Source organism: Paraburkholderia sp. J63, assembly GCF_905220245.1.
Classification (GTDB): Bacteria; Pseudomonadota; Gammaproteobacteria; order Burkholderiales; family Burkholderiaceae; genus Paraburkholderia.
In genome coordinates this window covers 32,934-54,644 of sequence record NZ_CAJMZF010000003.1, presented here as the reverse complement: position 1 = coordinate 54,644, position 21,711 = coordinate 32,934, and the positions used below count along the sequence as shown (strand labels likewise).

Below are 21,711 nucleotides of genomic sequence, written 5' to 3'. Positions count from 1 at the left end.
GGTTGCACACTTTTCGATATCAAGGAACGCTATGCGTCTGAAACATTCGTTATCCCGCGCGGGCCGTTGGCTGGCCGCCGGCCTGGGCGTCTGCGCGCTGCTCGCGCCGCTGGCCGCCCAGGCGAAATCGTGGGGTGTTTCGGTGTCCGGATATAACTACAATGCGCTCCCCATCGACCAGTTCAAGGTTGAAACGGAAGCGGGCACGGCGTATGGCTCCAATATGCCGGGGCTTGCTTATAACGGCGGGGAATACGCTAATTCGACGTGCTGCTACCGTATTGGCGGAGATACGCTCAAGGTTAGCTATATGCTTTGGAACGTGCCGCCGCACTGGAAAGACGGCGATCCGATGCCGCCGTTCATCACGCGCACGATTCCGTTTCCGAAGGCCAGTGATCCGAAAGCGCGCATTCTGGAGGTTTATTTCCTGCCCGATGGCAGCGTGGACAGCCGGCTCGTTTCGGTACGTGATCGCGGTCCTATTCCGTATTCGAGGATCAAAGAGCGGCTCTATAAAGAATCGCGGGACCTGATGATCAACTATCCGCAGATCTTCGGGCGCGACCTCTTTTCCGAACGGCTATCGCACGCTGTGATTCAAGGCTGGCTACTCGGCCTGCGCTCGGAACAGGATCTCTACGACTTCAGCATGCGTGCTGTCAATTTCAACGCGAACTTCGCCGACGACCCGGCGATCGCGCCAGGCCTCAAAGCGCGCAAAGGCGATCCACACGCAATCATGACCTATCTGGAACACGACGTGCCCACCGCAACCTGGCAACGTCTCGCGGCTGCGCAGAAGCACTACGACGCGACGGAGACCCGCGCACAGGACGAACAGGCGAAGCGTCGCGCCGCCGCCTGCAAAAATATCTTCGAGCCCTGCAAGTACGACGAGTAAAAAAGGAGCAGAGAACGTCATGGAATACGGTCTGTTCGACGAGACGCCAGCCGAGCGCGAAATCATGCGTCGTGCGGCCAAAGCAGCGCAACCTACGCCGCCGAGTTGCAAGCAATGCAGGCAACGTATCTATGTCTCTTTCTTTTTCGACGACCTGGGCCGGAACCGTAGGGCCGACGAAACGACCGGTCGGCTGTCGAATATTGGAAAACTGTTTGGCGCCCACCCGATGAGTCCGATGGATTGGGTCTATGCGTTCTACTATGCTGGACTCGGCACACCATTCGACGAAACGGCAGAGGCCGCATTCTCGGTCATGGTCGACGAAATGGAAGACAAGGCTGGAGACCACGGTAAAGATTCTGTCAAGGACGCTGTCCAAGACGAAGTCAAGGATAAGACGAAGGACTTCAAAAATCGCTACGAACGCTTCAATCGCACTGTGGTACAAAAACGTGCGTCGTTTGGCGCGACCGCGAACAAGCTTGAGAAGCAAGCGGGCCGCGTGCGCCGTGCCGCCGCCCAAAGCGGCGATGCGCGCGCGCAGAAGATTGTAGCGCGCAGCATCGCGGCGGAAGCTAGCGAGTTTCGTCGCCAAGCTGCGACGGCAGGCGCTGACGCAATGAAAACCGCCTTGCGCAGATCGATCGGCAACATCAAGCGGGCTTCCATCAAATCGCTGGTTTCGAAGAAAGAGATCCTCAAGCTTGCGGCCGGAGTGAGCATCGACCTCATTCCCTATACCCGTGACAACGAATACCTTTCGCAGCTTTTGAATCTTGGTCCAGATATCCGGCTCGAGACTGCCAAGGAAGAATTGAAGTTAGCGGTGGAGGATGCGGTCTCGCGCCAAGACGCCGACCGGCCCGTTGCTGAAGTTTTCGTATCGGTGTTCGGCGGTGGCCGGGGCGGCGCAATCGCCAAGGCATTTGCCAATGACATTGAGTCGTCGTTGGAGGGGACGGTCAAGGGCGTAAAGTACAACGTCAGCGTCAAGCTCCATTACCTCGGTCTCCTCGACGCCATGCACGCGATGAGCGGTAGCATGATGGAGTTCCTCGATCCGGTCAACGGGGCCAACTTCTTTGCACCGAACAACCCGTTATGGTTCTTCGTGCCTATCTCGCCAAACGTCAACATGGACGATCGCGACCTGCAGGTTCCAGCGTTCATGGGCGGTCTACATCTGATTGCCGGCCAGGAAAACCGCCTCTGGCAACGCCTGTCGCTCAACAGCGGTAACGATCGCGTAAAAGAGGTCGTCACGGGTGGCATCCATGAAGACGTGGCGGGGGGCTACGTCGACGGAGAGGACGGCAGGCACGCCGATTTTGCGCGCGCTACACTCTTGTCAATGTACAGACACGCGCTTGACTGGGGGGTGCAATTCTTCGGCACCGATGGCGGCGGCTTCAAGACGCGTCTTGGCCAACCAGTGCTCATGCAATCGGTCGCTTCCGACATCTATACCCAGCACTTCGATTTCAAGCCTGGGGTCACGCAAGCGCTTCAACTCCACCAGTCCTATCTAACCTACGTCGACTCGCTGGGCGGCTCGCCCACAGATTCCATCAAAGACCAGTTGAGCGCGCATCACCTGGCGCTGCTGCACTGGGCCGGCTATGCGCGCAAAAACCTCCCCACTTACTGGACCGAAGCGCAGAAGTCCGTCGACGACGCCATCGCGAGCGCGGGCGAACTGCTCTCGCAAATTCGCGGCGCGGAGCCCGTGGACGGCAAACATGTCGACTACACGCCCGACGGCATCCCGGTGACGACCTACAAATCCCCGCAAGCCCGTCAGGCCGACGAGGCATGGCACGTCCATCTCGACGCCGCCACCTCGCTCTACGACGATCTCAAGACGCAGCGAGAGCACCTCGGCACGCTGCAGGAAAAGGTCGATCACGACGTGAAGGCATGGCGCGATCGAAGCGCTGTATCCGTCATGGACAGGAATCCGTACCTTGCCGCCAAGGTCGGCACGCCGCTGCCGGGCATGCAAGAGCAGCAGGACTACGAACGAAGATGCCTCGCCGCGTGGGATAACGCGATCCTGCCGATGCCGCCGGCGCTGGCGCCGCTGTTCCAGAAGTATCTGCACGATCCAATCGTGAGCGGCACAGGCGACTACACGGCGGTTGGATTGCTCTACATGAACAATGTGTCGTACTTCAACGAGCGCGGCACGGACGTGGGCGAGAAGGCGTCGAGCATCATGGGATCCGTCAAGGAGGGGTATCAGGCTGCGAAGAAGATGGCGGGCAAGGCGAGCGAGCAAATCGCGCATATGTTCGATTGAGGCAGCGGCGCGTAGTGCTATGCATCTAAAACACTCATCGTTTCGGGTGAGCATTTGGCTCGCCGCCAGCTTGAATATCTGCGCACTGCTCGCACCGCTGACCGCGCAAGCGAAATCGTGGGGCGTTTCGGTTTCCGGATATAACTACAATGCGCTTCCCATCGACCAGTTCAAGGTCGAAACCGAAGCGGGCACGGCATACGGCTCCAATATGCCCGGCCTCGCCTATAACGGCGGCGAATACGCCAATTCGACCTGCTGCTATCGCATCGGCGGAGATACGCTCAAGATCAGCTATATGCTTTGGAATGTGTCACCGCACTGGAAGCGCGGCGATCCAATGCCGCCGTTCATCACGCGCACGATCCCGTTTCCGAAGGCCAGTGACCCGAAAGCACGCATTCTGGAAGTCTATTTTCTACCCGACGGCAGCGTGGACAGCCGGCTCGTTTCCGTACGCGATCGCGGTCCCATTCCCTATTCGCGAATCATGGACCGGATTCGCAAGGAACATCCGGATCTGATCCCCAACTATTTGCATGTGACCAATCACGACATATTCTCCGAACGGTACTCGCACGCAATCATTCGCGGATGGCTACTCGGCCTGCGCTCGCAAGACGATCTCTACGACTTCAGCATGCGCGCTGTCACCATCAACGCAAACTTCGCCGACGATCCGTCGATTGCACCTGGCCTTGATGCACGCAAGGGCAATCCGGCCGCGATCATGGCTTACCTGAACCACGCCGTACCTGCATCGACATGGCAGCGCCTCGCGGCCGAGCAGAAGCACTACGATGCAACCGAGATGCGTGCGCTGGACGAGCATGAAAAGCAGCGCAACGCGGAATGCAATAACGTATTCAAGCCCTGCAAATACGACGAATAAGCATCACGGCAGCGCCAACGCTCAAGCCGCGCCCATCGCTTCTTCGGCCTCAAGTGCCACCGGCTCCGCACCCTTCCCACCCCTTTCCCGCCGCGCCGCGAACACCTCGCGCGCCGAAAACAAGCCATTCAGCGCGGCGGGAAAGCCCGCATAAACCGCCATCTGCATGATGGTCTCGACGATCTCCTCTTCGCTCAGGCCCACATTCAGCCCGGCAGCCACATGCACCTTGAGCTGCGGCTGCGCATGGCCGAGCGCGGTGAGCGCCGCGATGGTCGCGATCTCACGCGAACGCAGGTCCAAGCCCGGCCGCGCGTAGATATCGCCGAATGGAAATTCCAGCAGATAGCGCGCGAAATCGGGCGCAATGTCCGCGAGCGATGCGACGACGTGCTCGCCCGCGCTGCCGTCAATCGCCGCGAGCATCCGCTGGCCGCGCGCGAGCCGGCTTTCCTGCGTCTCGCCGTGTTCGAGCGCTTTGCTCTGTTCGTTCACCTGATTCTGCCGATTCGTGTCGTTCCGCATTTGCCTTGCCTCGCGAAGTTGGGTGGGCGGTCGAATAGCCTTCGATCTTGGCGTCGAGAGCGAGAAGACACGATTGAAGCTCGGCAACATGCGCACGCACGGCTTCGCGATGCGCCATCAGCAGCTCGCAGCGTTCGCCTTCCGTGGCGGCGCCCTGCGCGCGCAGTTCTGCGTAGCGCAGCATGCCCTGGATCGGCATGCCGGTCTTCTTCAGGCGGCCCAGAAACGCGAGCCAATCGAGAATCGACCGGTCGTAGGCACGCTGCCCCGACGCGTCGCGCAACGCAAACGGAATCAGCCCGATGCGCTCGTAGTAGCGGATCGTGTGGACGGAAAGGCCCGTCATGCTTGCCAGATCGCCAATCTTCATGTGTTTTCCCTCAACGACATGCGTGATGGTGGAACTTCGAGTGCACTCCAGGTCAAGCGCTATTTTGCAATAGCTCCTGCCGGTCGCCAGCGCGTTTTTGAACGCAAGACCGCTTCTGTTATGCTTTTTAACTGTGCATACGCGCAGAACCAATACCCGTTCCCGATCAGGGTGCACCATGTTGCTCAACGTCGACCCTTTCAACCCTCAAAGCCGGCACATCGACGTGCCCGTCAAGGCGCTCGGCGACATCATCGAGTCGGTCGGCACCCCGCATTTCGTTCACCGGCTCACGTCGTTCATGAACGGGATCATTCCGCTCGATGTCGTCCATGTCGAGCGTTCGCGCTTCGGCGCCGCCGCGCCGCTCGGCTATAGCTGCGAGTGGCTCGGCAGTGGGGCCGTGGACGACGAGCAGGCCCGGCTCGATCACGTCATGGGGCTCTACTACGAGCGCTTTCAGGCCGCCGACCCGCTCTTCGCCACGATACGGGGAACGACCGGCACACACCTCGTGGTGCGCGACATGAGCAGTATTCCCGCCGGCGAATTCCGCAAGCGTATCTTCGACGAACGGCAAATCGCCCACGAATGCGTGCTCACGAAGGATGCGAGCCACGCGCAATATTCGCTCGCCATCGTGCGCCGCAAGCATTTGCCCGCGTTCTCGCTGAGCGAGTTGAGCCAGTTGCGCCATCTGGGCGACTTTCTCTTTCCGCTGCTCGAACTGCATTCGTCGATGGCGGCCGCGAGAAAAATCGCCAATACGCCCACCAGCGCCGATCCGCTCGCCCTGTTCGACGCCCGTGTCGCGCACGAAGGCATCGCGCTTTCGAAGCGGGAATACGAAAGCTGCAAGCATCTGCTCGCCGGCCGCACCGTGCCCGAAACGGCGGCCATTCTGGGCGTGCGCCAGTCGTCCGCCGAGTCCTATATCGAGCGCGCATTTGCGAAGCTCGGCGTGCGGACCAAGCGCGATCTGGCCAAATGGGCCGTCGAATCGCCCGCCTCGTAAACGCCGGCGCGCTCGCCGGGCGCGGGCGCAAAGTACCGTTGCCCCCTTCGAGGGGGGGCAGACCCGCCGCCTGGCGCTCAGTATAGTGACCCGCGACAAGTCACCATTGCGCACCAGGAGGCAACGATGAGCACACAGGAAAGAGACACTGGCGCGGCGGACGTGCTGTTCACGAACGCGAAAGTCTATACGGTCGACCCGCACAAGCCGTGGGCGCAAGCCGTGGCGGTGCGCGGCGAGCGCATCGTCTTCGTCGGCGACGAACGCGCTGCCCGGGACTGGGTTGGCGAGCACACACGCATCGTCGATGCGGGCGGCCGGCTGATGCTGCCCGGCTTCGTCGAATCGCACTGGCACTTCGAAACCACGGCGGCGGCGTTCCAGGCTTTCGTGAACTACGAAGATCCCCAGGCCGTGCTCGGCGCGCTGCGCGCCTATGTCGATGCGCATCCCGAAGAAAAGGCCGTCACCGGCATGGGCTGGATCCAGGCGACCATTCCGCCCGCGCTGCTGCGCAAGGAAACGCTCGACGCCGTGTGCGCCGATCGCCCGGTGTGCCTGCTCTCCACCGACTTCCACACGATGTGGGCCAACTCGAAAGCGCTCGAGATCGCCGGCATCGACGCCGCCACGCCGCCCGTCCAGCCCGGCGCAAGCTGGTTCGAGAAGGACCCTGTCACGGGCGAGCCGACCGGCGTGATCGTCGACGGCGCCGCCTACTCGCTGCTCCTCAAACGGATCAGCGAGGCCGGCTATCTGCCCAAGGGCATGGACCTGTACCTACGTTCGTTCGCGGTGTGGCAGGACAAGCTCGCGGCCGCCGGCATCACGACCGTGTTCGACGCGGGCTTCATGGACCCGAGCGGCGACCAGTCGCTGCTCTATGAAACGCTCCAGCACATGGAGCGGCGCTCGGACCTCAAGCTGCGCGTGGTGGGCAGCGTGGCCGTGGTGGGCGACGTCGAGAATCCCATAGGCATGCTAAGCGAATTCCGCACGCGCTACGACTCGCCGCTCGTCAAGGCGCGCGCGCTCAAGCTGTTCCTCGACGGCACCGAGGCGAACCACACGGCGTGGCTGCTCGAGCCCTACGCCGATCGCGCCGATACCTGCGGCGCGCCCACCATGCCCGTGGGCGAATTCGACCATCATCTGCTGGAGGCCGACAAGGCGGGCTTCAACGTCATGGTCCATTGCGTGGGCGACGCCGCCGTGCGCGCTGCGCTGGACGGCTTCGAGCGCGTGAACCGCACGAACCCGCCGCGCGACCGCCGCCACGTCATCACTCACGCGTTCCTCACGCATCCCGACGACATCCCGCGCTTTCGCGAGCTGGGCGTGATGGCCAATACGCAGCTTCAATGGGGCGTAGTCGATTTGTACACCGAACTGCTGCGCGAGCATTACGGCACCGAGCGCTGGAGCAATATGTACAAGTTCCGCACCTTCATCGAGCAGGGCGTGACCGTATCGATCGGCATGGACGGCCTCGCCTGCCAATGCCGCTGCCAGCACCGCCCCGTCGAGCATATCGAGTCCGGCCACACGCGGCAGCTCGCGGGCGAGCCCGAGGCGCCGGCGCTGCCCGACATCAACGAGCGCCTGAGCATTCCTCAGCTCATCGCCGCCTATACGATCAACGGGGCGTGGCAGCTCGGGCTCGAGCACGAGATCGGCTCGGTCACCGTGGGCAAGCGCGCGGACCTCATCGTGCTGGAGAACAACCTCTTCGAGGTGAGCAAGTACCAGATCGGCAAGATCGACATCGCACTTACGATGATGAACGGCGGCGTCACGCATGCGGCAGGTTCGATGCGGGCCGCGTTCGAGCTCGAAGCGGCGGTTTGAGCACGGCGGCGCGGCAGCGGCTTCGTGCTCGCCTGCCGCGCCCCGCTGCAAAGCTCGACAACGTTCAATCAGGATACCGAATCAAGGATTATCGATAATGTCACACCTCATGACCGGCGCGCCGGTCGCCTCCGAACACCAGGTCACGCTCGAGAACTGGCGCACGAAGCCCTATAGCCAGTGGTCGTTCCGCAACGTGCGCCGCCTGCTGCCCACCGCGGCGATCGCGCACGACCCGCGCGCGGCCGCGCCGCTGCCGCAGCGCTGCAACGACCTCGGCAGCCTGAGCTTCACGACGCCCGCGGGCGAGACCTCGAGCATCGACCAGATGCTCGCGATGTCCCACACCGACGGCTTCCTCGTCATGCGGCAAGGCCAGATCGTGACGCAGTGGTACGGCCACGGCCTCACGCCCGACAGCCCACACCTGGTCTTCTCGATCACCAAGTCGCTCGTCGGGCTGCTCTGCGGCGTGCTTGCCGATCAGGGCGTGCTCGATATCGACGCGCCCGTCGTCGACTATCTCCCCGAGCTGCGCGGGGGCGCCTACGATCACGGCGCGACGGTGCGCCATCTGCTCGACATGACCGCGAGCGTGACGTTCGCCGAAGACTATCTCGACACGCGCGGCAACTTCCTGCGCTACCGCCGCGCGATGGGCTGGAACCCGCCGCTGCCCGACGACCCCGTGGACCTGCGCCGCTTCCTCACCGAATTGCGCCCCGGCGAGCGCGCGCACGGCGAGGTCTTTCACTACAACTCGCCGACGACGGACGTGCTCGGCTGGGTGATCGAGCGCGCGGCGGCCAGGCCGCTCGACGCCCTGCTCTCGCAGCATCTCTGGATGCCGCTCGGCGCCCAGCACGAGGCCTGCATCACGCTCGACCGTCTCGGCGCCCCGCGCGCGGCGGCCGGATTGTGCGCGACGCTCGGCGACCTCGCGCGCTGCGCGGAGATGGTGCGTTGCCGCGGCGTCGCGAACGGCAAGCAGATCGTGCCGGGCTGGTGGATCGACGACATCATGAACAACGGCAGCCGCGAAGCCTGGGCGCGCTCGACATGGGCCGACTTCCTGCCGGGCGGATGCTATCGCAGCAAGTGGTATCTCACCGGCGCGGCGGGCGCGCCCTTCATCGCCATCGGCATTCATGGCCAGTGGATCTACGTCGATCCGCGCGCGGCCGTGGTCATCGTCAAGCTCTCGTCGCAGCACCTGCCCGTGGACGAGCCGATGGACGAGATCGTGCTCGCCGCGTTCAGGGCCATCGCGCGGCATCTCGGCGGCTGAGCGCAACACATCATCAGGGCAATCGAAACGCTACGTCCGGCAAGGACGGCACAATTCAAAATGGAGGAACGACAAGTGGCAAAACAATTTTCAGGGAAGGTGAAGGCGATTTGCGCGGCGCTCGCACTCGCGGGCGCCGCATGGCAAACCCTGCCCACGGCGCGCGCCGACGAACAGGTGGTCAACGTCTACAACTGGGGCAACTCGATCGGCAAGGACACGATCGCGAACTTCGAGAAGGCCACGGGCATCAAGGTCGTTTATCAGGAGTTCGATTCAAATGACACCTTGCAGGCCAAGCTGCTCTCGGGCAACTCGGGCTACGACGTGGTAGTGCCGTCCGACATGTACTGGGCCCGCCAGTTGCAGGCCGGCATCTTCCAGAAGATCGATCATGCGAAGGTGCCGAACCTCGCTGGCCTCGATCCGGAAATCATGAAGATCGTCGCGCAGGAAGACCCGGGCAACCAGTACGGCGTGCCGTGGTCCTGGGGCACGGACGGTATCGGCATCAACGTGGAGAAGGTCAAGGCGGCGCTCGGCAATGACGCGCCGCTCAATAGCTGGTCGCTGCTGTTCGATCCGAAGAATGCACAGAAGCTCAAGAGCTGCGGCGTTTCCGTGCTCGATTCGCCACTCGACGCATTCGGCATGGCGCTCGTCTATTTGAAGAAGGACCCCAACACCAATAGTCCCGCCGATTACGAAGCCGCCTATCAGGTGCTCAAGGGCATTCGCCCGTACATCACGCAGTTCAACAGCACCAGCTATATCAACGATCTGGCGGGCGGTGATATCTGCATCGCGCTCGGCTGGTCGGGCGACGTCAACTCGGCACGCGTTGCCGCGCTGGACGCGAAGAAGCCGTATCACATCAAGTACCTCATTCCCGATGTGGGCACGTCGATCTGGTTCGACATGATGGCGATTCCCAAGGATGCCCCGCATCCCGAGGCGGCCATGAAGTTCATCAACTTCGTGATCTCGCAGAAGGAGGCCGCGGCGCTGACCAACTATACGTCCTATCCGTCGACGGTTCCGGCCGCGAAGGCGCTTGTGCGGCCCGAAGTGCTGGCCGACCCCGCCGTGTTCCCGCCGCCCGAAACCTATCGCAAGCTGTTCATCAGCAAGCCGCTGCCCGCCGAACTGGCGCGCTTGCAGAACCGGCTTTGGGCGAAGCTCAAGACGGAGTGAGGTGGTGGTGATTGGCCGGCGGCGTGGCCGCCGGCTTGGTCTTCCCTCTACGGCCCTCGCATACACCACCCCACGTCGCTTCCCCGCCTGAATCTCCCCGCATCAGCCTGCAATTCAATACCAACCAGTCGCTACAACTCAACTACACGATCAAGATGATGCGCGCAGCTGGCATCGATCAGAGTCCCTGAAAACGCAAAATGCCGGGCACAACGCCCGGCACAAAAAGAGCCGCCTCCACCCAACCACCCGGCAGACAGCGGCCCAGCGAATCAGAACGAGTAGATGAGCTGCGTGCCGAACAGATCGTTAGACCTGCCATACGACCCATCGCTACGCAGGAAAGTATCCTGCGTCGACCAGTCGTGACGATACTCGACCTTCACCGTAAGCTGCTGTGTCGGATAGAACAGCAAGTCGAGCGTCACGTCCTGGCGCACCGCGCCCTTGCATTCGAATCCGTATCCACCGCCCGCCTGCGAAGCCGCGAGACAGCTCGCGCCAATACCAAAGCCGTTATACGGGTCCATGCCATTGCCGTTGAGCACGATGCTGCTCGCGCCGCCGCCGTTCTTCTGGTTGGCAAGCACGTCGTAGCGTGCGGTCACGCCCATGCGGCCGACATAAGGCAGGCGGAACTTGCGATTCGCCAGCAGCGAAAGACCGTACCATTGCGCCTGGCCGCCGTTATAAGCCGCGTGCTGTTGCTGGCCATAATCGATTTCCGCGTTGTACTGAATATCGGCCGTCGTATAGGTGAGATCGGCCTCGCCGAAGAAGAACGTCCCGAACGGGCTGGACGACTGCCCGCCCACGCCGTAGACGCCAGGCAAGGTGTTGCCGCTCGCGTCCATGCCCTGCATGAGCGTCTGCCGCCCGATGTTGAACGAGCCGCCGATGTCGAGCGCGCCGGACCACGCATAATCCACGCGCGCCGTGAAAGTCGGCACGCGGTTGCTCGTGGTGACCGGATCGCCCAGCGCATTGGTGCCCGTCTGCATTTGCGCCCCGGCGGTGCGGAACTGCTCGTTGCCGAGCATGAACTTCCACGCCCAGTTGCTGCCCTCGCCCATGTAGTTCAGCCCCACGCCCACGTAGCTGCCCGGATCGGAGAAGTCGTATAGCAGCCCGTGCGTGAGCGTCAGCATCTGGTTCGACGGCTGCAGCTCGTAGCCGCCGAAGCTCGACATCAGGCCCGCCGAGACCGAAGTCGTCATCGAAAGCGGCACCGTGAAGAACGCGGTGTTCAGGATGTTGGAACTGCTGCTGCCGTGCTCGTTCATCAACTGCGTGATGCCGTTGCCGCGATTGGGCATCAGCGTGATTTCCGCCGAAGGCGCCAGCGGACCCACGCCGAATGTCTTCTTGATGTCGAGATACAGGTCGCCGAACGAGCTGTTGAAGTACTGGTACGCGTTCTCGTGATTCGCGAACAGGAACGATGAACTTCCCAGATCGCGGTTGTAGATATAGGTCGGATCGAGATAGCCCGTGACCGAAAGGCCCGCGATCGGGCCGGTCGTGGCCGCGTCGGTGAGCGTGTCCACCTTCATCTGCTGATTGGTGATCTGCTGCTTCATCTGGTCGACTTCGTCGTTGGTCAGATGAGCCGGCGCACTCCCGTAGCCGGGCGAGGACGGATCCACCACGGCCTGGGCGGGCGCGGTCGGGGCCGCCGTGGCGGCCGCCTGTGGCCTGGCCGCGCCCTGCTGCTCGCGCAATGTCTTTACCTCGTTTTGCAGCGCATGGAGCTCAGCCTGGAGGGCCTTGATCTGGTCGCTCGTGGTGTCCGCAGCGGCAAGCCCCGGCAAAGCACCGGCCACCATGAGGCAGACAAGCTTTTTTCTCATTGTATGTTCTCCTGATTGGTTATCTTTCTAAGTGTCTTCTTTTGCATTGGAATTTTTCAGGCACTGACGGGATCGAGCGCCTTCCGTGAGCGTGGTCGATCCCGGCCCGCAGAAAAATGTCGTGAGGATCAGGTCGTCGATCGATACCGTGAACGACAGCCGCCAGCCGGAGACGGGCGCCCAGGCAAATATCCAGCGGCGCTCATTTGCTTTGCATTGCTAATGAAGGACGTTTACGTCGGGATCCGTCGATGTAACGGCCACCCGTTGAAACCGGGGTCAACGTTAACCGTTCGATTTGCGGCGGTATGCCCCCCCGTCAGGGGGGCAGGCGCAATGAGGAGGGAACGCTACGCAGACGCGCGAGCGTTCAAGCCGATTTCGCGGCGGCCCTGGCGAGCGCGGTCATCGGGTTCGGGAATCTGTCCCTGGCGGGCACAGAATGTGTGTCAGGCGAGTGCCGGCAAGGAGCGGCGCGTGCGCCCTCGCCCTACTCGCAGCCTTCGGGCCGCGCGTTCCAGCGCCGGATTGCGCGGCTTTCGCGGTCAAAGCCGACGATGCTGATCGTTGCCGTGTCGAGATAGAGATGCGCGCCCGGCGCCGCCGAATCGCTGATCCAGCACCCCGCGAGCACCCGCAGAAAATGCGCGTGCGAGAAAACGGCGATGCGCCGGCCCGCGCCGCCCTGCCCCGCGCTTGCGCCCTGCGCGAGCATCGCAAGCAGACTCTCGACCACGCCGCGGGCGCGCGCCTCGACCTGCGTGACGCTCTCGCCGTGCGGGATCAGCGAGTGCCAGACGCTCCAGTCGGGCTCGGTCTCGCGAATCTCGGCCGTGGTGCGGCCTTCGTAGATGCCGTAGTCCCATTCGTGCAGGTCGGCCGAGACGATCATCTCTTCGCCCAGGCCCGCCAGCCGGCAAGTCTCGATGGCGCGCGACATCGGGCTCGCGAGCACCATGTCGAAGCGCTGCGCGGCAAGCGGCCTCGCGAGCGCGAGCGCCTGATCGCGGCCATGATCGGTGAGCGCGATATCGGTGCGGCCCGTGTGCTGGCCGCTGCGGCTCCACTCGGTTTCGCCGTGGCGAATCAACCAGACTTCGCCGGACACGGCGCTTGCTTTGCTATCGACGGACATCGGGGCACTCCGGTAACGGGTTGCGCCTCCGGGACAAGCCGCAAGGCGCTAAAACGGGTTCGCGGAGGTCATTCTAAGGCAGCGGCGCGCAGCGCATCGTGCCGCACGCGCTCAGTTGCCGTGCTGCGCCGCCTGGATCATCTTCCAGCCATTGCCGGCCGGGTCGCGAAAGCCGGCGTCGACGCTGCCGTAGCGGTCCACCGGCTCCTGGGTGAATTCCACGCCTTTCGCCTTGAGCGCGGCATAGCTCGCGCGGCAGTCGGCCACGGACAGCACGAGCGGCGGCATGGCCCCCTTGGCGACCATGGCGCGCAGCGTTTGCGCGGTCGCTTCGTCGTGCACGGGCGGCCCCGGCGTGAAGAGGCCGAGCTGGAACGATGGCTGGTCCGGATGCTGGACCGTGAGCCAGCGGTAGGCGCCGTTGCGCACGTCCGTGTGGACGCGAAATCCGAGTTTATCGACGTAAAACGCGAGCGCTTCGTCCTGATCGTCGACGTACAGGCCCACTACATTGATACCGTGGTTCATTTGACCTCCATGGTCTCGGTGGTTGATGGCGGCACTGTATCCTGGGCCACCTGGCGGCGCTTCTCCAAAACTGCCATCGTGAGATCGGGGCGCTGCGCGGCCTTCAGGACGCAGGCGGGCACCCGCCCGAGTTCGGACATGCTCGCGCGCGCCTCGCGGCGCATGGCGCTCGGGCTCATGCCGGTGATGTCGCGAAAGATGCGCCCGAACGTGCCCAGGCTCTCCCAGCCGGTGGCGAACGCGATATCGGTGATGCCGAGCTCGGTGTCGCGCAGCAGCGTGGTCGCCTGCTCGATGCGCCGCGTGAGCAGGTAGCGGTGCGGCGGCACGCCGAAGGCCCGCTTGAAGGAGCGCGCGAAATGCGCCTCCGAAACGCCGCTGACTTCGGCGAGGCGCTTGACGGGCCAGGCCTCGTGCGAGGCCGCGTCCATGCGGTCGCGCGCACGCAGCAGGCGGCGCAGCAGGGCGGGGTCTTCGAGTGCGTCGGGGCTGCGTGGGGACGACGCAGGCGGATGATCTTTGCGTGAGAGCATGAGTTCCGGGGAGCGGGCGAAATGCGCGTGGGCGACGTGCGCGTGGGCGACGTGCGCGTAGGCGATATGCGCATAGTTTAGGCCCACCAGGCATACCGATATCGCCGCTTGCGGGATCGCTCAGGCGATCGAGTCTAGAATGGCGGCGTCGCAAACGTATTCCAAATGGGCGCGTCCGGCGTGGCTGGCGACCATGATGCGCCCGCGCCCGGCAGATGTTGCACGTTGCACGCCGCATAAAAAGACCAGGCATTCGACGGGGCGTCGCGCAAAGTCGCGCACAGTCACGGAGACGACATGACCGCAAGCCCTGCTTCGCAGCCGCAATCCCCCTCGGACTACATCGCCCACCATCTGCAGAACTTTTCCTCGACTTCGGCGAATCCGGCCGTGACCGCCACCGGCGTGCACGCCGGATTCGCGCTGTGGAATGTCGAGGCCCTCATCGTCGCGGCGCTCCTCTTTATCGTGCTCGCCGCCTGCGCCGCGCTCACCGACCGGCGCGCGCTCTTCCGGCTCGACCGCGGCATGAACTTCGGCCGGCGCCTCTACGTCTGGTGGTCCTGCGCCTGGCGCCAGTGGCTCGCGAACACGCTGCTGTTCCTCGTTGGCGTGGTGGTCTTTCATTTTGTGGTCGCGAAGACCGCCCTGCCGTTCGCGCACTGGACGGCCGGTCTGAACCGTCCGCATCCGGCGGCCACGTCGTCCGCGTCGTCCGCGTGGCTTATCGCACTCGATGTACTCTCGGGCATCGCGGCCAATCTGCTGCCCATCATCGTCGCCATCGTGCTGTACGCGCTGCTGAGCCTGCCGCTCGCGGGCTATATGGTGCGCGGCGGACTGGCGGCGCATGCCATGCCCGCACCCGCGAGGCTCGATCTCTGGCACGCCACGCTGCTCGGCTGGACGACCTACGTGTGGTCGATTCCGGGCAGCCTCGCGATTGCCGATGTGGCGGCGCCGCTGCCGCATCACGTCTCGACGCCGTTGCGGGTTATCCTCATCGTGCTCTGGAGCATGTACATCGTTCTGCCGCGCCAGTTGCGCAGGATGACGCGCCTCGCCACCCGCGGCATTCGCGGCTAACATCGAGGTCGCTCCAACCCCGCTCCGCTTCCATGCACACGGACCTGTCCTCGCCGCGCGCGTCCTCCGCAGGCCGCGCATTTGAAGTGCTGCTCGTATTTCTGAGGCTTGGCGTGACGAGCTTCGGCGGCCCGATTGTCCATCTCGGCTACTTCCGCCGCGAGTTCGTCGAGCGTCGCCGCTGGCTCGACGACGCGGCCTTCACCGATCTGGTCGGGCTGTGCCAGTTCCTGCCGGGGCCCGCCAGCAGTCAGACCGGCTTTTCGATCGGCCTGCTGCGGGCCGGATGGGCCGGCGGACTCGCGGCCTGGTGCGGCTTCACGCTGCCCTCGGTGCTCGCGATGCTGGTGTTCGCGGCCATCGCGCTCACCGCCGTCGCCTTGCTCAGCTTGCTGACCACGGCTTATGCGCAACTGATCGCGATCGCCGCGGGCGCCCTGCTCGGTCTCGCGCTGTGCCGCACGAAGGCCAGCCGCGAGACGCGCAGCGCACTCGCGCATCCGGGCTCGTTTGCCGTGTCGCGCACCGCAGGCATCGCCGCATTGATCGTCTTTTCCGTGCTGCTGTTCGGACTCCCGCTATGTAGCGCCGCCGGCCAGGCCGTGCGCGTATTCGAGGCGTTCTATCGGTCCGGCGCGCTCGTGTTCGGCGGCGGCCACGTGGTGCTGCCCTTGCTCCAGCGCGCGACCGTCGCTACGGGATAGGTCGCGCCGACCGACTTTCTCGCCGGCTATGGCGCGGCGCAGGCCGTGCCGGGGCCGCTCTTCACGTTCGCGGCGTTTCTCGGCTGGACGATGGCGAGTCCCCACAACCACTGGAGCGGCGCGCTGCTGGCCACCGTGGCGATCTTTCTGCCGGGGCTGCTGCTCGTGCTGGCCGCGCTGCCGTGGTGGCACGCGCTGCGCAGCCGTCCGGCGACGGCGGCGGCGCTGGCCGGCGTCAATGCGGCCGTCGTCGGCTTGCTGGCTTCCGCGCTCTACTCGCCGGCGTGGACGAGCGCAGTCCAGACGCCAGTCGATTTCACCATCGCGTGCATCGGCTTCTTTCTGCCGACGCGGTGGAAAGCGCCGCCTCTCGTGGTGGTGGCTTTCTGCATCGCGACCGGAATCGCGCAAAGCGTTTTGCGGTAAATCCCTGACTTCCTCAATCCATCCGATGACGAGCTTCGCCTCGCCGCGACGGTCAACGCCTCGTTATATACTATTGGATATAACGATTCCCGCCGCATAAGGGAATGAACCCCGGAATGCCCCCCGAGACAACAGGAGCGATATCAGGTGAGCACGGTCGATAAGCAGGCGGTCGGAGGAAAGTTCTCGCCCGACGCCATGGAGTACGCGCGCACGATGACCTGGAAGGCGGTCGAGCAGATCGCGGCCGCGATCAAGCCCGGCATGCGCGAATCGGAAGCCAACGCGCGCGCGAAGTCGGTCCTCCAGGTCCTGGGCATGGAACGCATCTGGCATCCGGTCATCATCCGTGTCGGCGAGAACACGTTGCGCACCTTCAAGGAGCGCTCCGTGGACGATCCGGTGCTCGGCCCGAACGACATTTTCTTCGTCGATCTGGGCGTGGTGTGGGGCCAGCACGAGGGCGACGCCGGGGCCACCTTCGTCACCGGCGACGATCCGGAAATGCTTCGTTGTGCAGAGGACGTCGAAGCGATCTTCGACGAGGTGGCCGGGCACTGGCGCAGCACCGGCTGCAGCGGCATCGCGCTATACGATTTCGCCGCCACGCGGGCCGCGGCCCATGGCTGGCGTCTGAACGTCGACATCAAGGGCCATCGCGTCAGCGACTTTCCGCATGCGATCTACAAGGCGGGCAACCTCGGCGAATTCGATGCCGCGCCGGCGCCCGGCCTGTGGGTGCTGGAAATCCAGATCGCCCATCCGACGCGGCCCTTCGGCGCGTTCTACGAAGATCTGCTCGTCTAGCCGCGCTTCGTCAGTTCTGCCAGGCAACGCATGTTCATCCGTCAGCTCCACTACCTCGTGACGCTCGCACGTGAGCAGCATTTCGCGCGCGCCGCCGACGCCTGCAACGTCTCGCAGCCCGCGCTTTCCTCGGCGATTCGCAGCCTCGAGGACGAGCTCGGCCTCGTGCTCGTGCGGCGCGGCAGGCGTTTTCTCGGCTTCACCGAAGAGGGCGAGCGCGTGCTGGGCTGGGCGCGGCAGACCATCGCGACCCTCGAGCACATGCGCCAGGACGCCTCCGTTGCGCGCGTCCGGCTGAGCGGCACGCTGCGGATCGGCGTGATTCCCACCACGCTGCCCATCGTCAGCCTGCTGCTGTCGAGCTGCCGTGCGGCGCACGCCGGCATACGCTACTCGCTGCGCTCGCTGAGTTCGGACGCCATCCTGCGCCAGCTCGACGAGTTCGAACTCGACATCGGCTTCACCTATCTCGACAGCAAGGTGCAGGCGGGCTTCGCCGTCGCGCCGCTGTATCGCGAGCGCTATGTGCTCGTCTCGCCCACGGGCTGCGGCGAAGGGGCCTGCGTTGGCCTGCAGCGCTGGGAAGCGCTCGGGGGCCTCGATTTGTGTCTGCTCGATTCGTCGATGCAAAACCGCCAGGTCATCAACGCGGCGTTCCGGCGAGCGGGCGTGCAACCGACCATCGTTGCCGAGTCCGATTCGCTGCTCACGCTTTTTTCCGCCGTCCAACATGTGCGGCTGCACAGCATCCTTCCGCATAGCCTGCTCGGCGGCGCGCACGAAAGCGGGCTCTACACCGCCACGCTGCTAGAGCCCGAGCTGACCCGCGAAATCGGCCTCATCACGCGCAACGCGCCCGTGATGCCGCCACTCGTTTCGGCGATGTGGGAAAGCGCACAGCGTCTCGATCTGCAAAACCGTTTCGACGCGCTGCTTCAGCGCGCCTGAGCACCGCCGCAGATTCTTCACTGCCCCTCTGGCTGGACCCACATTCCGCCACTCGCGCATTTTGATAAGCGGCGCTTATCAGGCCATCTTTCCAAACAATTGGACCGGCTCCGGCCTCGTCGACAACACTCTGTCCATCGATCCTTCGCAAGCCGAACGATCGTAACGAAGGCTTGAGCGGCGCCGCTGCGCCGCGCAGGCACCCAATCCGCTTTCCAGCATGGAGTGAGACACATGGCCAAGGTCCTTTGCGTCCTGTACGACGACCCCGTAACCGGCATGCCGAAACGTTATGCGCGCGACACGGTCCCCACCATCACCCGCTATCACGACGGGCAGACCGCGCCCACGCCGAATGCCATCGACTTCACGCCCGGCGAGATGCTCGGCAGCGTTTCCGGCGAACTGGGTCTGCGCCGCTTTCTCGAATCGCAAGGCCATACGCTCGTCGTCACCTCGGACAAGGAAGGCCCCGACTCGCGCTTCGAACAGGAGCTCCACGACGCCGAGATCGTGATCTCGCAGCCCTTCTGGCCCGCCTACCTCACGGCCGAGCGCATTGCGAAAGCCCCGAAGCTCAAGCTCGCGCTCACGGCCGGCATCGGCTCCGACCACGTCGATCTGCAGGCTGCCAGCGAACGCGGCATCACCGTGGCCGAAGTCACGTACTCGAACAGCATCAGCGTGGCCGAGCACGTCGTGATGATGATTCTTTCGCAGGTCCGCAACTATCTGCCCTCGCACGAATGGGTGAAGAAAGGCGGCTGGAATATCGCCGATTGCGTCTCGCGCGCCTATGACCTCGAAGGCATGCACGTCGGCACGGTGGCGGCCGGGCGCATCGGCACCGCGGTGCTGCGCCGCTTGAAACCGTTCGACGTGAAGCTCCACTACACCGACCGCCATCGCTTGCCCGAGCAGGTCGAGCGCGAACTCAATCTCACCTGGCATCCCGATGTGGAGTCGATGGTCGCCGTTTGCGACGTCGTGACGATCAACTGTCCGCTGCACCCTGAAACCGAGCATCTTTTCAACGCGAAGATGCTCGCGAAGATGAAGCGCGGCGCGTACATCATCAACACCGCGCGCGGCAAGATCTGTGATCGCGACGCCATCGTGAGCGCGCTCGAAAGCGGACAACTCGCCGGCTATGCGGGCGACGTCTGGTTCCCGCAGCCCGCGCCGAGCGACCATCCGTGGCGCACGATGCCGCATCAAGGCATGACGCCGCATACGTCGGGCACCACGCTTTCGGCGCAGGCGCGCTACGCGGCGGGCACGCGCGAGATTCTCGAATGCTGGTTCTCGGGCAAGCCGATTCGCGACGAGTATCTGATCGTCGACGGTGGCAAGCTCGCCGGCGTCGGCGCGCATTCGTACAGCGCCGGCAACGCAACGACGGGCTCGGAAGAAGCGGGCCGCTACCAGCCCGCGTAAGCCTGTGGCCGCATGCACCACGCACACAGGTGCACGACGCGAGGTGCATGCGGCTTTCCTCGTCCTGTCCAACACAATCGACATGAACGAACTCGACAACACGAAAATCGCCGCGTCGCCGTTAGCGGCCTTCCGTCTCGCGCCGCGGGTCGTGCGGGGCTTCATTGGCGGCGTGGCCGCCATCGCCGTCGTCGGACTGCTCACGAAGCTCACCGGCCTGCCATTGCTCATCGCGCCGTTCGGCGCATCGAGCGTGCTGTTGTTCGCCGCGCCGGACAGCGGCTTCGCGCAGCCGCGCAATCTCGTCCTCGGCCATCTGATCTCCGCGACGATCGGCCTTGCAGTGTTCTGGCTCGCCGGCAACGGCGTCTGGGCGATGGCGCTTGCAACGGGCCTCGCGATTGCTGCAATGCAACTTACGCGCTCGGTCCATCCGCCCGCGGGCGCGGACCCGCTCGTCATCATGCTGAGCGGCACGGCGTCCGCGAGCTTTCTGCTGTTTCCGGTGCTGGCCGGCGTGGTATGTCTGCTCGTCGTGGCGCAGGCCATGAATCTCGCGGTCCGTGCAATGCAATATGGAGGAGACGACTGAGCGCCTGCGCATCCACGCTTGACGGGTGCGTGCGCCAGATCACACATAAAAGCATGCCCCGATTGTCGGCTTTCGTTAGAATCTGGTTTCGTCGCGTCAAAAGGCCGGTTTGCATGATTGCTGCGGTATCGCATCGCAAAGACGGCTCACAGTATTCATCCTTCACCGGAGGCGAGCGTGCCAGGTTTACTTCCCAATATCGATCGCGAGGGACTCCTCGAATATTCAGTGGTTTACACCGACCGCTCGATCAATCACATGTCGCAACTGTTTCAGGGCGTCATGCGCGATATCTCCAGCGCCCTGAAAAAAGTCTATAACGCGAAGTCGACCGTGATCGTCCCGGGCAGCGGGACCTTCGGCATGGAAGCCGTTGCCCGGCAGTTCGCGACGAACAAGAAGTGTCTCGTCATCCGCAATGGCTGGTTCAGCTTCCGCTGGTCGCAGATCTTCGACATGGGCGGCATTCCGTCCGAGTCGATCGTGTTGAAGGCGCGTCCGGTCGAGCAAGGCAGGCAGGCCGCTTATGCGCCGGCCCCGATCGAAGAAGTGGTCGCCGCAATCAAGGAAAACAAGCCCGATCTGGTCTTTGCGCCGCATGTCGAAACCGCGTCCGGCATGATGCTGCCCGATGCGTATTTGCGCGCGGTGGCCGACGCCGTGCATGCCGTGGGCGGCATGTTCGTGCTCGACTGCATCGCCTCCGGCACGATCTGGGTCGACATGGAAGCCACGGGCGTCGATATCCTGATCAGCGCGCCGCAAAAAGGATGGAGCGCATCGCCGTGCTGCGGGCTCGTCATGCTCAGCCCGCTCGCGCGCGAAAGAATCGACGCCACGACCAGCAGCAGCTTCGCCTGCGACCTGCGCAAGTGGCTGCAGATCATGGAAGCCTACGAGGGCGGCGGCTTCGCCTATCACGCCACGATGCCCACGGACAGCCTCGCGACGCTGCGCGACGTGATAAAGGAAACCGAGGCATACGGTTTCGACAAAGTGCAGGCCGAGCAGCTCGAACTCGGCAAGCGCGTGCGCGCGCTGCTCGCGGAGAAGGGTTTCAGAAGCGTGGCGGCCGAAGGGTTTCAGGCGCCGGGCGTCGTGGTCAGCTACACGGACGACGACGGCATACGCTCGGGCAAGAAGTTCGCCGATGCGGGCTTGCAGATCGCGCCCGGCGTGCCCTTGCAATGCGACGAGCCCGACGATTTCAAGACCTTCCGCATCGGCTTGTTCGGCCTCGACAAACTCCATGACGTCGAAGGCGCGGTCGCGCGGTTCGCCAAGGCGCTGGATCGCGTTGCTTAAATCGCCCTTTAAGCCGTTCTTT

General features: G+C 63.9%; 19 protein-coding genes and 2 pseudogenes. 14 read left to right on the top strand and 7 right to left on the bottom strand.

Features of this window, described 5'->3' with window-relative positions; all coding sequences use genetic code 11:
• Positions 1-31: 31 nt before the first annotated feature.
• Genes U5775_RS04535 through U5775_RS04525 form a run of 3 tightly spaced genes read left to right on the top strand, consistent with a single transcriptional unit; the run spans position 32 to position 4,098 of the window.
• A complete protein-coding gene (locus tag U5775_RS04535; RefSeq protein ID WP_322056926.1) occupies positions 32-904 on the top strand; it encodes a hypothetical protein in 873 nt (290 codons plus the stop codon).
• Positions 905-923: 19 nt separating this feature from the next.
• Entirely contained in the window at positions 924-3,206 is a 2,283-nt protein-coding gene (locus U5775_RS04530) for a hypothetical protein (RefSeq protein ID WP_322056925.1), read from the top strand.
• 19 nt (positions 3,207-3,225) lie between these two features.
• Positions 3,226-4,098, top strand: coding sequence for a hypothetical protein (locus U5775_RS04525; RefSeq protein WP_322056924.1), 873 nt, complete (start codon positions 3,226-3,228; stop codon positions 4,096-4,098).
• 21 nt (positions 4,099-4,119) lie between these two features.
• On the opposite strand, the gene U5775_RS04520 is transcribed toward U5775_RS04525, so the two are convergent.
• Both U5775_RS04520 and U5775_RS04515 read right to left on the bottom strand, forming a co-directional pair.
• Positions 4,120-4,524, bottom strand: coding sequence for a carboxymuconolactone decarboxylase family protein (locus U5775_RS04520; protein ID WP_322057186.1), 405 nt, complete (start codon positions 4,522-4,524; stop codon positions 4,120-4,122).
• Positions 4,508-4,993, bottom strand: coding sequence for a MerR family transcriptional regulator (locus U5775_RS04515; RefSeq protein WP_322056923.1), 486 nt, complete (start codon positions 4,991-4,993; stop codon positions 4,508-4,510). The genes U5775_RS04520 and U5775_RS04515 overlap by 17 nt, the downstream gene beginning before the upstream one ends.
• 178 nt (positions 4,994-5,171) lie before the next feature.
• On the opposite strand from U5775_RS04515, the gene U5775_RS04510 reads away from it, so the two are divergent.
• The 4 genes from U5775_RS04510 (at position 5,172) to U5775_RS04495 (ending at position 10,338) form a co-directional block, all read left to right on the top strand.
• Positions 5,172-6,008, top strand: coding sequence for a helix-turn-helix transcriptional regulator (locus tag U5775_RS04510; protein WP_322056922.1), 837 nt, complete (start codon positions 5,172-5,174; stop codon positions 6,006-6,008).
• Positions 6,009-6,134: 126 nt separating this feature from the next.
• Complete coding sequence (locus tag U5775_RS04505) at positions 6,135-7,856, top strand: amidohydrolase (RefSeq protein ID WP_322056921.1); 1,722 nt, start codon at positions 6,135-6,137, stop codon at positions 7,854-7,856.
• Between the two features lie 97 nt (positions 7,857-7,953).
• The gene (locus U5775_RS04500; protein ID WP_322056920.1) at positions 7,954-9,144 is read left to right on the top strand and encodes a serine hydrolase; all 1,191 of its coding nucleotides are present in this window, start codon (positions 7,954-7,956) and stop codon (positions 9,142-9,144) included.
• Between the two features lie 60 nt (positions 9,145-9,204).
• Positions 9,205-10,338: a polyamine ABC transporter substrate-binding protein gene (locus U5775_RS04495; protein WP_322056919.1), complete on the top strand. Its 1,134-nt coding sequence runs from the start codon at positions 9,205-9,207 to the stop codon at positions 10,336-10,338.
• A gap of 272 nt (positions 10,339-10,610) precedes the next feature.
• Here the strand turns inward: U5775_RS04495 and U5775_RS04490 are convergent, their stop codons facing one another.
• From U5775_RS04490 to U5775_RS04470, 5 genes and pseudogenes are all read right to left on the bottom strand, one after another.
• Positions 10,611-12,188 carry a DUF3138 family protein gene (locus U5775_RS04490; protein ID WP_322056918.1) on the bottom strand — a complete coding sequence of 526 codons (1,578 nt, stop codon included), beginning with the start codon at positions 12,186-12,188 and terminating at the stop codon, positions 10,611-10,613.
• A gap of 87 nt (positions 12,189-12,275) precedes the next feature.
• Positions 12,276-12,368, bottom strand: a pseudogene (locus U5775_RS04485) (putrescine ABC transporter permease PotI); the annotation flags it as partial.
• 310 nt (positions 12,369-12,678) lie between these two features.
• The gene (locus tag U5775_RS04480) at positions 12,679-13,323 is read right to left on the bottom strand and encodes a histidine phosphatase family protein (RefSeq protein ID WP_322056917.1); all 645 of its coding nucleotides are present in this window, start codon (positions 13,321-13,323) and stop codon (positions 12,679-12,681) included.
• A 111-nt stretch (positions 13,324-13,434) separates the two neighbouring features.
• Positions 13,435-13,851, bottom strand: coding sequence for a VOC family protein (locus U5775_RS04475; RefSeq protein ID WP_322056916.1), 417 nt, complete (start codon positions 13,849-13,851; stop codon positions 13,435-13,437).
• Entirely contained in the window at positions 13,848-14,384 is a 537-nt protein-coding gene (locus U5775_RS04470; protein ID WP_322056915.1) for an AraC family transcriptional regulator, read from the bottom strand. Before U5775_RS04470 ends, U5775_RS04475 begins: the two co-directional genes overlap by 4 nt.
• A 297-nt stretch (positions 14,385-14,681) precedes the next feature.
• Between U5775_RS04470 and U5775_RS04465 the strand changes: the two genes are divergently transcribed.
• The 7 genes and pseudogenes from U5775_RS04465 to U5775_RS04435 all read left to right on the top strand — a co-directional run bounded on the left by U5775_RS04465 (position 14,682) and on the right by U5775_RS04435 (position 21,689).
• Positions 14,682-15,470, top strand: a complete 789-nt coding sequence (locus tag U5775_RS04465) for a hypothetical protein (protein WP_322056914.1) — start codon at positions 14,682-14,684, stop codon at positions 15,468-15,470.
• A gap of 32 nt (positions 15,471-15,502) precedes the next feature.
• Positions 15,503-16,600: pseudogene (locus tag U5775_RS04460) on the top strand (chromate transporter).
• Positions 16,601-16,747: 147 nt separating this feature from the next.
• A complete protein-coding gene (locus tag U5775_RS04455) occupies positions 16,748-17,407 on the top strand; it encodes a M24 family metallopeptidase (protein WP_322056913.1) in 660 nt (219 codons plus the stop codon).
• A gap of 30 nt (positions 17,408-17,437) precedes the next feature.
• The gene (locus U5775_RS04450; protein ID WP_322056912.1) at positions 17,438-18,355 is read left to right on the top strand and encodes a LysR family transcriptional regulator; all 918 of its coding nucleotides are present in this window, start codon (positions 17,438-17,440) and stop codon (positions 18,353-18,355) included.
• A 234-nt stretch (positions 18,356-18,589) separates the two neighbouring features.
• Positions 18,590-19,792 (top strand): NAD-dependent formate dehydrogenase, encoded by a 1,203-nt coding sequence (locus U5775_RS04445; protein WP_322056911.1) that lies wholly within the window; start codon positions 18,590-18,592, stop codon positions 19,790-19,792.
• Positions 19,793-19,874: 82 nt separating this feature from the next.
• The gene (locus U5775_RS04440) at positions 19,875-20,384 is read left to right on the top strand and encodes an HPP family protein (RefSeq protein WP_322056910.1); all 510 of its coding nucleotides are present in this window, start codon (positions 19,875-19,877) and stop codon (positions 20,382-20,384) included.
• Between the two features lie 177 nt (positions 20,385-20,561).
• Positions 20,562-21,689 carry an aminotransferase class V-fold PLP-dependent enzyme gene (locus U5775_RS04435; protein WP_322056909.1) on the top strand — a complete coding sequence of 376 codons (1,128 nt, stop codon included), beginning with the start codon at positions 20,562-20,564 and terminating at the stop codon, positions 21,687-21,689.
• Positions 21,690-21,711 lie beyond the last annotated feature (22 nt).

What these genes read in the sequence shown, in the direction of transcription:
- U5775_RS04515 (WP_322056923.1), bottom strand. Translation starts at nt 4,993, where the DNA reads ATGAAGATTGGCGATCTGGCAAGCATGACGGGCCTTTCCGTCCACACG.
- U5775_RS04510 (WP_322056922.1), top strand. Translation starts at nt 5,172, where the DNA reads ATGTTGCTCAACGTCGACCCTTTCAACCCTCAAAGCCGGCACATCGAC.
- U5775_RS04445 (WP_322056911.1), top strand. Translation starts at nt 18,590, where the DNA reads ATGGCCAAGGTCCTTTGCGTCCTGTACGACGACCCCGTAACCGGCATG.
- U5775_RS04490 (WP_322056918.1), bottom strand. Translation starts at nt 12,188, where the DNA reads ATGAGAAAAAAGCTTGTCTGCCTCATGGTGGCCGGTGCTTTGCCGGGG.
- U5775_RS04450 (WP_322056912.1), top strand. Translation starts at nt 17,438, where the DNA reads ATGTTCATCCGTCAGCTCCACTACCTCGTGACGCTCGCACGTGAGCAG.
- U5775_RS04440 (WP_322056910.1), top strand. Translation starts at nt 19,875, where the DNA reads ATGAACGAACTCGACAACACGAAAATCGCCGCGTCGCCGTTAGCGGCC.
- U5775_RS04520 (WP_322057186.1), bottom strand. Translation starts at nt 4,524, where the DNA reads ATGCTCGCGGCGATTGACGGCAGCGCGGGCGAGCACGTCGTCGCATCG.
- U5775_RS04505 (WP_322056921.1), top strand. Translation starts at nt 6,135, where the DNA reads ATGAGCACACAGGAAAGAGACACTGGCGCGGCGGACGTGCTGTTCACG.
- U5775_RS04500 (WP_322056920.1), top strand. Translation starts at nt 7,954, where the DNA reads ATGTCACACCTCATGACCGGCGCGCCGGTCGCCTCCGAACACCAGGTC.
- U5775_RS04535 (WP_322056926.1), top strand. Translation starts at nt 32, where the DNA reads ATGCGTCTGAAACATTCGTTATCCCGCGCGGGCCGTTGGCTGGCCGCC.
- U5775_RS04475 (WP_322056916.1), bottom strand. Translation starts at nt 13,851, where the DNA reads ATGAACCACGGTATCAATGTAGTGGGCCTGTACGTCGACGATCAGGAC.
- U5775_RS04530 (WP_322056925.1), top strand. Translation starts at nt 924, where the DNA reads ATGGAATACGGTCTGTTCGACGAGACGCCAGCCGAGCGCGAAATCATG.
- U5775_RS04480 (WP_322056917.1), bottom strand. Translation starts at nt 13,323, where the DNA reads ATGTCCGTCGATAGCAAAGCAAGCGCCGTGTCCGGCGAAGTCTGGTTG.
- U5775_RS04465 (WP_322056914.1), top strand. Translation starts at nt 14,682, where the DNA reads ATGACCGCAAGCCCTGCTTCGCAGCCGCAATCCCCCTCGGACTACATC.
- U5775_RS04495 (WP_322056919.1), top strand. Translation starts at nt 9,205, where the DNA reads ATGGAGGAACGACAAGTGGCAAAACAATTTTCAGGGAAGGTGAAGGCG.
- U5775_RS04470 (WP_322056915.1), bottom strand. Translation starts at nt 14,384, where the DNA reads ATGCTCTCACGCAAAGATCATCCGCCTGCGTCGTCCCCACGCAGCCCC.
- U5775_RS04525 (WP_322056924.1), top strand. Translation starts at nt 3,226, where the DNA reads ATGCATCTAAAACACTCATCGTTTCGGGTGAGCATTTGGCTCGCCGCC.